The 10,970-nt window shown below is 75.6% G+C and carries 8 protein-coding genes; 3 read left to right on the top strand and 5 right to left on the bottom strand.

The genetic code is table 11. From position 1 onward, the window contains the following. Positions 1-52 precede the first annotated feature (52 nt). The 5 genes from ACZ4M5_RS16470 to ACZ4M5_RS16450 all read right to left on the bottom strand — a co-directional run bounded on the left by ACZ4M5_RS16470 (position 53) and on the right by ACZ4M5_RS16450 (position 5,229). Positions 53-1,417: an alpha-lytic protease prodomain-containing protein gene (locus ACZ4M5_RS16470; RefSeq protein ID WP_467737256.1), complete on the bottom strand. Its 1,365-nt coding sequence runs from the start codon at positions 1,415-1,417 to the stop codon at positions 53-55. 186 nt (positions 1,418-1,603) lie between these two features. Next, the gene (locus tag ACZ4M5_RS16465; RefSeq protein WP_467737254.1) at positions 1,604-3,268 is read right to left on the bottom strand and encodes an alkaline phosphatase D family protein; all 1,665 of its coding nucleotides are present in this window, start codon (positions 3,266-3,268) and stop codon (positions 1,604-1,606) included. 219 nt (positions 3,269-3,487) lie between these two features. Continuing rightward, positions 3,488-4,252 carry a metallophosphoesterase family protein gene (locus ACZ4M5_RS16460; RefSeq protein WP_467737252.1) on the bottom strand — a complete coding sequence of 255 codons (765 nt, stop codon included), beginning with the start codon at positions 4,250-4,252 and terminating at the stop codon, positions 3,488-3,490. Beyond that, the gene (locus tag ACZ4M5_RS16455; RefSeq protein WP_467737250.1) at positions 4,249-4,536 is read right to left on the bottom strand and encodes a BON domain-containing protein; all 288 of its coding nucleotides are present in this window, start codon (positions 4,534-4,536) and stop codon (positions 4,249-4,251) included. Before ACZ4M5_RS16455 ends, ACZ4M5_RS16460 begins: the two co-directional genes overlap by 4 nt. A gap of 12 nt (positions 4,537-4,548) precedes the next feature. Beyond that, positions 4,549-5,229 (bottom strand): nucleotidyltransferase family protein, encoded by a 681-nt coding sequence (locus ACZ4M5_RS16450; RefSeq protein ID WP_467737248.1) that lies wholly within the window; start codon positions 5,227-5,229, stop codon positions 4,549-4,551. 406 nt (positions 5,230-5,635) lie between these two features. Between ACZ4M5_RS16450 and ACZ4M5_RS16445 the strand changes: the two genes are divergently transcribed. The 3 genes from ACZ4M5_RS16445 (at position 5,636) to ACZ4M5_RS16435 (ending at position 10,850) form a co-directional block, all read left to right on the top strand. After that, positions 5,636-5,845, top strand: coding sequence for a hypothetical protein (locus ACZ4M5_RS16445; RefSeq protein ID WP_467737246.1), 210 nt, complete (start codon positions 5,636-5,638; stop codon positions 5,843-5,845). A 106-nt stretch (positions 5,846-5,951) separates the two neighbouring features. Next, positions 5,952-6,494 carry a hypothetical protein gene (locus ACZ4M5_RS16440; protein ID WP_467737244.1) on the top strand — a complete coding sequence of 181 codons (543 nt, stop codon included), beginning with the start codon at positions 5,952-5,954 and terminating at the stop codon, positions 6,492-6,494. A gap of 18 nt (positions 6,495-6,512) precedes the next feature. After that, positions 6,513-10,850 (top strand): cation-translocating P-type ATPase, encoded by a 4,338-nt coding sequence (locus tag ACZ4M5_RS16435; RefSeq protein ID WP_467737242.1) that lies wholly within the window; start codon positions 6,513-6,515, stop codon positions 10,848-10,850. Positions 10,851-10,970 lie beyond the last annotated feature (120 nt).

The following is a 10,970-nucleotide window of genomic DNA, read 5'->3' as shown; positions in this document are numbered from 1 at the left end:
GCGCCCGGCGCCGGTGACCACCGCACCGGCGCCGGGCAGCCCTGACCCTGTGTCACACCCGCTGCCACAGCGCCGGGGTGCCCACCGGGGACCAGGGCCCCTGTGCCTGATGGGTCTGCAGGCACTGGTAGCGCACACCCGCGTGGGTCACCGTCGCACCGGCCTCGTACACCCGCCCGGCGGCCCAGGTCTGCGCGGTGCCGTCCTGCGGCGCCGGCTCCTCCGCCTCGGCGGTGGTCAGGGTGAGGCCGAACGCCTCGAGCAGGGCGTTGACCGGCTGGTAGAAGGTCGTGCCGCCGGAGGTGCAGTCGCCGGAGCCGCCGGAGGTGACGCCCTGCGCCTGCGCACCCGAGACGTACGGACCGCCCGAGTCGCCCGGCTCGGCGCACACGGTCGTCTGGGTCAGCCCGTCGACCTTGCCCTCGGCGTAGCTGACGCTCGTGTCGTGCTGCTCGATCTTCCCGCAGTGCCAGCCGGTGGTGGAGCCCGAGCGGCAGACCGCAGCCCCCACCAGCGCCTGCACCGAGCCGGTGATCTGCAGGTCCTGCCCGCCCTCGCCCTTGACGTTCGGCGTGACCGTCCACTGGTCGTTGACGGCCACCCACGACATGTCCTTGCCGGGGAAGGTGGACGCCTGGAACGTGCCCTGCTCCGCCTGGTTGTGCCCGGTGGTCTTCGAACCCGGCTTGCCGCAGTGGCCCGCCGAGGCGAATCCCTGCTGCTCGCCCTTGGTGACGGAGAACCCGACCGAGCAGCGGGCCGTGCCGTCGATGTAGTAGGCGTCGCCGCCGGTGATGTCCTCCAGCAGCCGCGGCCGGTTCGCCGTGACCTTCACGCCCACGTTCCCGGCGTCCAGACCCGCGGCCTCCAGGAACGCGGCGGCGGCGCTCTTGCTCGTGGCCTGCACCATCACCCGGTTGGCCGGCACGTCGACGTACCACAGGGGCGTGTTCGCGGTGCCCACCCGGGCCGCCGCGGCGTCGAGCTTCTCCTTCGCGGCGCGCAGGTCGCGCAGCGGCTGCTTCACGACCGCGGCCTCGGCGCCCTGGGCCTCGATCGCGGACACGTCCGCGGCGTCCGTGGTGGCCACCACGAGCTCCTGCGAGGTGGCGCCGCGCAGCCACGCCCCGGCGAACCGCTCGCCCAGCGCGTTGCGCAGCAGTCCGGCGCGGGTGCCGGCCTCCGCCTCGTTCACCAGCCGCCGGGACGCCTGGGCCGGGGTCAGCCCGAGGTCGCGCTCCATGGCGCGCAGCAGCCCGGCCGACGGCCGGTCGGCGCCGAGGGTCCGGGCGGCCGAGGGCAGGGGGCCGGGCGCGGGCGTCGGCTCGGCCGCCGCGGCGGGGATGCCGGTGGCGACGAGCGCGCCGAGTGCGGCCAGGGCCGCCCGGCGGCCGGTCACGGCGTGTCTGTGGGCCATGCGATGTGTCTCCTTCGGTCACGGTGTGCGCTGCGGGCGTGCGCCGCAGGGGTCTCGCCACGCGGGGTCCGGTCGCGGCGAAGCCGTTCGCTGAGGCCTTGCCGGACGGGGGCGGCCTGATGCCCGAGGCCGCCCCGGTTCGCGCTTTGGTGCCGGGAAGGGCGCCATGTGCAGTACGGGAGGGCGTCAGGCGGACTTCAGTCCGGGCGAGCCCACCTCCGTGACGAAGGACGCCGTCGTCGCGATCGACGCGCCGGGCGTCGTGATGGCCGGGACGATCCGGAAGTCGACCTGCGCCTCGTCCCGGCCCAGTTCCACCCGGACGTAGCCGCGCCGGCCGTCGTAGTACTTCATGTGCGGGTTGGCCTCCATGTACGTGTTCCAGTCGGCGGGCTTCTCGGTGCCGTCGCCGCCGCTGGCGATGGAGGTGCAGGTGAACTCCGTGCCGACCGTCCTGGACGCCGGGTCGTCGAAGTCCTCCTTGATGTCGAAGGCGTATCCGACGTGGACGTCCCCGGTGAGGACCATCCAGTTGTCGATGCCCGCGGCCTTCGCGCCCGCCATGACGCGCTCGCGCGAGGCGCGGTAGCCGTCCCAGGCGTCCATGGAGACCCGGGCGGGCGCGGTCAGGTCGAACTTGCGCTGCGAGAAGCAGACCTGCTGCGGCATCACGTTCCACAGCGCGTCGGAGTTCCGCCAGCCGTCCAGCAGCCAGCGTTCCTGGGCGTCCCCCGTCAGCGTGCGGGCCGGGTCGTCCGACTCGGGTCCCGGCGCGTGCGGCCGGTCGTCGTAGGCCTGGTCGGAGCGGTACTGGCGGGTGTCGAGGATGTCGAACTGCGCGAGGGACCCCCAGGTGAGCCTGCGGTACAGCCGGGCGTCGGGCCCCTGCGGCAGCTGGTCGGCGCGCAGGGGCTGGTTCTCCCAGTACGCCCGGTAGGCGGCGGCACGGCGCACCAGGAACTGGTCCTGGGGGCTGCCCTTCTCGTCGTAGGGCCCGGCGTAGTTGTTCTCGGTCTCGTGGTCGTCCCAGGTCACCACGAACGGGTGCTGGGCGTGCGCGGCCTGGAGATCCGGGTCGTTCTTGTACAGCGCGTAGCGCAGCCGGTAGTCCGCGAGCGTGGTCGCCTCGTGGTTGAAGACGTCCGGCAGCTTGCGGTCGGTGTAGCGGCGCGCCCCGCCCGCGGAGTTCACGCCGTACTCGTAGAGGTAGTCGCCGAGGTGGAACACCACGTCGATGTCCTCCTGCGCCAGGTGCCGGTGGGCGGTGTAGTAGCCGTCCTGGTAGGCCTGGCAGGCGACCGCGGCCAGCCGCAGGGTGTCGGCGTCGCTGCCCGGGGCGGGCGCCGTGCGGGTGCGGCCGACGGGGCTGATCCAGGCACCCACCCGGAACCGGTAGTAGTAGGTGCTGTCCGGCGACAGGCCCTTGACGTCGACGTGCACGCTGTGGGCGTACTCCGGATGGGCCGTGGCGGCTCCCTGCTGCTCGACGAGGGCGAACCACTCGTCGATCGCCACTTCCCAGTAGACGACGACCCGTTCCTGGCCCAGACCCCCGTCCTCGGCGAAGGGCTCGGGCGCCAGCCGGGTCCACAGCAGCACCGAGTCGGGCAGCGGGTCACCGGAGGCCACGCCGAGGGTGAACGGGTCGTCGGTGATGCGGGCCGCGTCGCGTTCCCGCGCGGCGGTGGCGCCGCGGGCCGGCCGGTTGGTGGAGAAGGCGAGCATCGCGGCCGCCGCGGTGACGGTCAGGAAGCGGCGGCGGGCGAGGTGCGGCGCCGCCGAGCGCAGTACGGCGTCGTGCGGGGAGAAGGCATGCTCGGACGGTGTTCCTTGACGGCCCGTCAGCGCCATCCTGGGGTCCTCTCGTACGGGGCAGGGGCGCCCCGGGCGAACGCGTGGGGACATCGCCGACGTGCGGAGCGCGGAGCTCGCATGCTAAGCAGACAAAATGCCTGAAACGGGCACGACGTGCGGGGCGTTCACACCACAGGCGGTACGAGGGTGGGCCGGCGGCGGGCAACGCGAACCGCCGCCGGCGGGCGCCGGCGGCGGTTCGGGGAACGCGGGGGGTCAGTGGGTGTGCTGGGCGGCGGCGCCGGTCGCGGCGCGCTCCTTGACCGGCAGGTGGTAGACGTGGAAGGCCCGTCCGATGACCGGCTGGGCGACGTTGCGCACCCGGACGCCGCCGGTGGTCATGCCGTGCTCGGTGCCGGCGTGCGCGTGCCCGTGCACGGCGAGGTCCGCGCCCGCGGTGTCGATCGCCTCGGCCAGCAGGTAACTGCCCAGGAACGGGTAGATCTCCAGCGGCTCGCCCGCCAGCGTGTCGGCGACGGGGGAGTAGTGGGTCAGGGCGATCCGCGCGTCGCAGCCCTCCTCGCCCAGCTGCTCCAGCGCGGTCCGCAGCCCGTCCGCGCTGCGGCGCGAGTACCGCACGAACTCCTTCATCACCGGCTCGCCGAACTCCCCGGCGCAGCGGCCGACGAAGCCGCCGCCGAAACCCTTGGTGCCGGCCACGCCGATGCGCGCCCCGCCGCTCTCCACCACCGTCCCCTGTCCTTCCAGGACGTGGGCCCCGGCGTCCCGCAGGATCTGCGCGCACTCCTCGGGGCGGTCGTCGTGGTGGTCGTGGTTGCCCAGGACGGCGACCACCGGCACGCCCAGGCCGTGGATCTCCCGCGCCACGACCCGCATCTCCTCGGGCGTGCCGTGCCGGGTGAGGTCCCCGGCGAGCAGCAGGAGGTCGGCGCACTCGGGCAGGGTCTCGAACGCCGGGCGCAGGACGCCCTGGCTGTCGGGCCCCATGTGGATGTCCCCGACGGCTGCGATGCGGATCATGAGAGCTCCTCCGCGTGGTCGGGGGAGGACGCCTCGGTGACCACGAGGTCGCTGTGGACCGGGAAGCCGGCCAGCTCCTCGTGGACGGTGCGCAGGATCTCGTCGCGGCAGGGCGCCGAGGGGACGGTGCCGGTGAGCAGCACCGTGTGGCCGCGGGCCTCGACCCGGACGCCGAGTTCACCGAGGTCGCCCGAGGCGAGCCGGTCCTGGAGGTGGGCGATGCGGTAGTCCAGGTTGTCGGGCGGCGCGGTGCCGCCGGTGTCCTGGGAACCGTGGGTGCTCATGGGGGTGCTCCTTCAGATGACGTTCAGGCGCTCCAGGAGGAAGAAGAAGGCCGCGGGCATGGGTTCGTCGCCGCACGCGCCGCGCACCCGCTCCCAGTCGACCTTCTCGCGCAGGGCCCGCGCGATGGGCAGGACCGCGCCGAAGTCGCAGTGGTGCTCGGAGAACGCGGCGAGCAGGCTCCACAGCAGATCGGTCGGGGCCAGCACCGGCATGCGCACCGAGTCGACCGACAGTTCCTCGGCCCGCTCCAGCATGTCGGCACCGACCGGGCGGTGCGCCAGCTCGAAGATGACGTCGACCGGCTGGCCGAAACAGGTGGCCTTGATCAGCCAGTCCTCCGGCGGGGTGTACACGTTCAGGCCGGCCTCGCGCAGAGTGGCGGCGACGGCGTCCGCGTCCTCGGGACGGATCGCGAAGTCGACGTCGTGCTGGAGGTTCTTCTCACCGCCATGGGCGTACGCGGCGACGCTGCCGGCCAGCGCGAACAGGTGCCCCTTGCGCTTGAGCAGGGCACCGACCTGCTTGGCCGCCTCCAGAATCGCCTGGTTGCGGTCCAGGGGCAGCTCGTGGGGCGGTTCGTCCGCGGCGAGGTCGGGTGGGGGCGGCGGGGAGTCGGACCCACCCGGTGCCGGCCGGAGATCCGGGACCTCCGGCCCCCGGACGAGCGTCGCGTCATCCCCGTTGTGCGTCATGACCACTCCTTCGCGCCGAACCGGACACCGCTCCCGTGCGGCGCCGGACCGAGACGGCCTGCGTGTGTCTGCATCAAGTACCCGGCGCGCCCGGCCCGACACGGAAGGCTTCCGGCCGCGGGCGACCCCCGCGGCCGCCGGCCCACCTGTCCGGCGGGCTCGGCACCTCGTTCAGGGGTGTCCCGGTCAAGCTGCCGCCGTACCCGGGGCGTGGCGCGCCTGCGGCGGTTGCCGGACTCCGGTTGCGGTGTCCCGCCGGCGGTCGCGGTGCCCCGCCGGGTGCTCCCTTCCGGCGGCCGTCGTACCCGGGCCCGCGGCTCGCGCTCCGGTGGCGGCGCGCGTATCTCCTGGTCAGGCTGGGAGCGGCCCGGAGCGCCCGGGTCCGTCCAGCCGACAAGGAGCACCCATGCGCACGTTGCCCCACGCCGTGATCGCCGCCCTGGCCCTGTCCGCGCTCGCGCTGCCCGCCCGCGCCGCCGCCCTTCCTGCGGACGTCACTCCCAGTCAGTGCATCGCCGGCGGCGGCATGATCATCATCTCCGCCGTGGGGCAGGGCGACGACGGATACACCAAGCGCTGCGAGGGCGGCATCCACGACGGCCAGACCGTGACCTGAGGCCCCCGGCCGAACAAGACAAGCGCGCTGACCCCCGACAGCGGAGTATGGGGGCAAAGGCCGTAAATCTGCCGAAACCACCGGGCACGCTTCCGTGGAGGTCGACATGAACCACCCAGCACCAGCGGCCGCTCTCCCGCAGCCCCTGCGAGCCGTCGCCTCCGGCCTGAAGCACCTGCCCGGCGCTGAACAGGTCGGCAGGGTCGCGACGCAGACCCTGGACAGGATCGGCGCCGTGTCGCCCCGCGGCCGCCGGATGGCCGTCTACGCGGGTGCCGGGGTGCTCGGCGTCGCCGGCGTCGTGGAGTGGCCGGTCGCACTGACCGGCGCCGCCGTCGCCTGGCTGACCCAGCCCCGGCCCGGACCGCGGCCCGACGGCGCCGCCCCCGACGGCGCCACCACGGCCGGCACCACCGCCGGAGAGCCGTCCGCCCCGGAGGAGTCCGGCACCTCCTCCTACGGCCCCGGCGACCGGCTCGCCCCCTCCCGCCACCGGCGCGAGCGGTCCGAACGGCACGTCCACGAGCAGCCCGCCAAGGTCGGGGACACCGCCACCGCCTCCGCCCTGAAGCAGGTGCACGAAGCCGCCGCCCACGGCGAGGACCACGGCCACCGGCAGGACACCGACACCAGCCGCTCCACCGGCTGACCCGAAAGACGGCAGCAGATGCTCACTCGCTTCGACGCCGCCCCGCTCGTCGGGGCCCTGGCCGGCGCTGCCGCCGGCGCCGCCCGCGGCACCGCGCGCACGGCCGCCTCCGCCTACGGCACCACACGCCGCGTCCGCAACGTCGCCCGCAACGCCCTTCGCGGCGGACGGCACTGGACGGCGGGAGGGCGCGTCCACCTCGCCCTGCGGCACCCGGAAGGGGAGACCGCCGCGTTCGCCCGCCGGGCGGCGGACGAACTCCTCGACCACCCCGACGTGCTCGCGGCCTACTGGGACGAGGGACTGGCACGCCTGGTGATCACCGTCGCCGAGGACGCCGCCACCGACACCGTCACCGAGCACGCCACCGCCCTGGCCGCGCGTCTCGGCCTGAGCGAGGACGCCGACCCGGTCGCCCGGGAGACCACCCACCCGGGGGACCCCCGTGAGGTACGGGTGACGGCCGCCGCGATCCTGATGGACGCCGCCGGAGCGGCCGGGGCCATGGCCGGCCGCTCCCTGCGCCTGCCACCGACCTCGCGCATGGTCACCGCCACCGTCACGCTGCTCCGCGAGAACCCGCGCTTCCGGGCCGTGCTGCGCCGCCGCTTCGGCACCTCCGGCATGGAACTGATCCTGGCCGCCGCCAACGCCGCCGCCCACGGCGCCGGCCAGACCCCCCTGGCCCTCGTCCTCGACGGCGTGCTGCGCGGCAGCCAGCTCACCGAGGCCGTGGCCCGCGCCGCCGCCTTCGAGGCCCTGCACGACGACATCTGCCACGACCGCCGCACCAGCCTGCCGGCCCCGCCGGACACCCGCCCGCCGCTCAAGGTGACACCGGCCCAGGAGTACGCCTCCCACGCCAGCACCGGCAGTCTCGTCGGCGCCGCCGCCACCCTCCTCGTCACCCACGACACGGGCGAGGCGGCCGAAGCCGTCCTCGCCGGATCGCCCAAGGCGGCCCGCTACGGTCCGGTCGCCTTCAACTCCCTTCTCGGCACCCACCTCGCCCGCGCCGGGATCCTCCTGCGCAGCGGGGAGCGGATGCGGCAACTGGAGATCGCCGACGCCCTGGTCCTGCACGCCGGCGCCCTGCGCAGCCGCCGCACGGAGACCGGTGACGACGCCGACGGCTTCCCCGACGACCCCGTGCACCCCTTCGCCGAGGCCGTCCTGGACGCCGCCCGCCGCGCCGGACTGCACGTGGTGATCGCCGGCGGTTCCGACCTGAAGGACATCACCCGGCTCGCCGACGAGGTCGCCCCGGGCGCCAAGCCGTTCGGCGACGTCGTACGGGCCCTGCAGGGCGACGGGCACGTGGTGGTCGCCGTCGCCCGCCTCGACGGCTCCGGCGGCGGCGACCTCGCGGCCGGTCTGCCGGCCGCCGACGTGGCCATCGCCCTCACCGACGGCCGCGCCGCCGTCCCCTGGGGCGCCGACGCCCTCGCGCCCGGCGGCCTCGCCGACGTCTGGCGACTGCTCTCCGCCATCCCCGCGGCCCGTCGCGTCGGGCGCCGCTCGCAGACCCTGGCCCGCGCCGGGGCCGCCCTGTCGGGGCTCCTGGTGGCCCGCGGCGGACGGCCCCCCGGCGGGCGGTTCCTGTGGCCCCTCACCCGGCACGCCCCCGTCAACATCGCCGCCGCGAACGCCCTGGTGACCGGCTGGCTGGAGGCGACCCGGATCGCCAGGGCCACCCCGCCCCCGCCGCGGTTGCACATCCCCTGGCACGCCCTGGAGCCCGACGAGGCCCGCGACCGGATCGGCCGCACCCGCCGGGACGACGAACCCCAGGGCCTCGCCGTGCTCACCGACCGTTCACGGCGGCAGGCCACGCGCGTGGGCCGGCACCCCGCCCTCGCCCCGGCCCGCTGGACGTGGCAGGCCGCCGGGGCGGTCCGCCGCGAACTCGACGACCCCCTCACCCCCGTCCTCGCCACCGGCGCCGTCGCCTCCGCGCTGCTCGGCTCGATGGTCGACGCGCTGCTCGTCGTCGGCGCCATGGACCTCAACGCCGTCACGGGCGGACTCCAGCGGCTGCGCGCCGAGCAGGCCCTCGCCCGGCTCGCGGCCCGCCAGCAGCCCAAGGCCCGCAGGCAGGAGGGCCGCCACCGCACCGTCACCGTCGACGCCACCCGGCTGCGGCCCGGCGACGAGATCAGCCTCGGCGCCGGCGACGTCGTCCCGGCCGACGCGCGACTGCTCGACGTCGACGGCCTGGAGGTCGACGAGTCCGCCCTCACCGGCGAGTCCCTGCCGGTGACCAAGTCCGTGGAGTCCACGCCCGGCCTGCCGGTGGCTCAGCGCACCTGCATGGTCTTCGAGGGAACGACCGTCGTGGCCGGACACGCCACCGCCCTCGTCGTCGACACCGGCGAACGCACCGAGGCCGGACGGGCCGTCACCCTCGCCGCCCGCACCCCGCCACCCGCCGGAGTGCAGGCACGGCTGCAGGAACTGACCCGCAAGGCCCTGCCCGTGACCTTCACCGGCGGCGCCGCCGTGACCGGACTGTCCCTGCTGCGCGGCAGCCCCGTCCGGCGTGCTGTCAGCGGTGGCGTCGCCGTCGCCGTCGCGGCCGTGCCGGAAGGGCTCCCGCTCGTCGCGACGGTCGCCCAGATGGCCGCCGCCCGGCGGCTGTCCCGGCGGGGCGTGCTGGTCCGCACCCCGCGCACGCTGGAGGCGCTCGGGCGGGTCGACACCGTCTGCTTCGACAAGACCGGCACCCTCACCGAGAACAAGCTGCGTCTGGTCAAGGTCGCCACCGCCGACGGCACCGTCCTGGACACCGGCAGCGACCATGCCGCCCCCGTCGTACGCCTGGCCGCCCGCGCCTGCCCGCAGGAGGACACCGGGCAGGGCCGCCGCATCGCCCACGCCACCGACGAGGCCGTCCTGGACGTGGCCCCGCCCGACCCCGGCTGGACCCCGGCCGGCGAACTGCCCTTCGAGACCCGCCGGGGCTACGCGGCGGCGGTCGGCCGGGGCGGCGACCCCGACCTCGGCGAACTCCTGGTCGTCAAGGGCGCCCCCGAGACGATCCTGCCCGCCTGCCGCGACCTGCCCGCCCACGCCACCGGCACCGCCCACGAACTGGCCGGGCAGGGCCTGCGGCTCCTCGCCGTCGCCCGGCGCCCCTGCCGGGCCGACGACGCCCAGGCCGAACTCGACGCGCCCCTGGCCGACCTGGAGTTCAGCGGCTTCGTCGCGCTGGCCGACGTGCCCCGCGACACCTCGCACGCCCTGCTGGCGGAGCTGCGCCGCTCCGGCATCCTGCCCGTCATGCTCACCGGCGACCACCCGGAGACCGCCCGCGCCATCGCCCTGCAGCTGGGCTGGCCGGAGGAGACCGAGGTCGTCACCGGCGACGAACTGGTGGCCATGGAGCGCCGCGAGCGCGTCCGGGCCCTGCACGGAGCCGGTGTCGTCGCCCGGGTCGCCCCCGAGCAGAAGCTGCACGTCGTCGAAGCCCTGCAACAGGCCGGCCGGGTCGTGGCCATGGCCGGCGACGGCGCCAACGACGCCGCGGCCATCCGCGCCGCCGACGTCGGGGTCGGCGTCGAGTCCCGCGGCTCCGCCGCCGCCCGCAACGCGGCCGACCTCGTCCTGACCACCGGAGACCTGTCCGTCCTGGTCGACGCGGTCGCCGAGGGCCGTGCCCTGTGGCGCAGCGTCGCCGACGCGGTCAGCATCCTCATCGGCGGCAACGCCGGCGAGGTCGGCTTCAGCGTCCTCGGCACCCTGCTGGCCGGCGCCTCCCCCCTGTCGACCCGTCAGCTGCTGCTGGTGAACCTGCTCACCGACATGTTCCCGGCCATGGCCGTCGCGGTCACCCCGAGCAACGACCCCTCGACCGCCGAGCACGCGGCAGCCGGACCCATGGGTCTCGACGTCCTCGGCGCGCCGCTGCTGCGCTCGATCCGCCGCCGCGGCATCACCACCTGCCTCGGCGCGGTCACGGCGTACCTGATCGGCCGTCTCACCCCGGGCACGGAACGCCGGGCCACCACGATGGCCCTGTGCGGTGTGGTCGGCGCGCAGCTGGTGCAGACCCTGTCGGGGCGGCGGCACAGTCCGCTGGTGTGGGCCACCGCCCTCGGGTCCGCCGCCGTGCTAGCCGCCCTCGTCCAGACACCCGGCGTCAGCCACTTCTTCGGCTGCACGCCGCTCGGACCCGTGGCGTGGGCGGGTGTCGCCGCCGCGATCGCCCTCTCCGCGCTGGCCCCCCGCCTGGAACGCCTGCCGGCCGTGCACGCCCTCTACGGCGTCACCGCGCACCTCGCCCTGCGGCTCGGCGAACTGCTGCGTCAGGCGCGGCAGGTGATGCGCAGCGGCGTCGCGGCCCCGGTGCCCGAGTGAGCACGCCGAAGCGGCCGCCGCCCCCCGCGCCCGGGGGGGCGGGCCCCGGCGCGGGGCGGGGGGGCGCCGTGGGGGCCGCGGCCCGGCCGGCGGCGGGGCCCCGGCCCGGGGGCCCCCGGG

The sequence above is a fragment of the Streptomyces sp. NPDC026246 genome, from assembly GCF_055567995.1.
Note: the sequence above shows the minus strand (reverse complement) of the source record. Positions and strands in the feature narration are given on the sequence as shown.

Bases quoted from the DNA above. Each gene is read 5' to 3' on its own strand.
- ACZ4M5_RS16455 (WP_467737250.1), bottom strand. From the start codon at position 4,536: ATGAGCACCCACGGTTCCCAGGACACCGGCGGCACCGCGCCGCCCGAC.
- ACZ4M5_RS16445 (WP_467737246.1), top strand. From the start codon at position 5,636: ATGCGCACGTTGCCCCACGCCGTGATCGCCGCCCTGGCCCTGTCCGCG.
- ACZ4M5_RS16470 (WP_467737256.1), bottom strand. From the start codon at position 1,417: ATGGCCCACAGACACGCCGTGACCGGCCGCCGGGCGGCCCTGGCCGCA.
- ACZ4M5_RS16450 (WP_467737248.1), bottom strand. From the start codon at position 5,229: ATGACGCACAACGGGGATGACGCGACGCTCGTCCGGGGGCCGGAGGTC.
- ACZ4M5_RS16460 (WP_467737252.1), bottom strand. From the start codon at position 4,252: ATGATCCGCATCGCAGCCGTCGGGGACATCCACATGGGGCCCGACAGC.
- ACZ4M5_RS16465 (WP_467737254.1), bottom strand. From the start codon at position 3,268: ATGGCGCTGACGGGCCGTCAAGGAACACCGTCCGAGCATGCCTTCTCC.
- ACZ4M5_RS16440 (WP_467737244.1), top strand. From the start codon at position 5,952: ATGAACCACCCAGCACCAGCGGCCGCTCTCCCGCAGCCCCTGCGAGCC.
- ACZ4M5_RS16435 (WP_467737242.1), top strand. From the start codon at position 6,513: ATGCTCACTCGCTTCGACGCCGCCCCGCTCGTCGGGGCCCTGGCCGGC.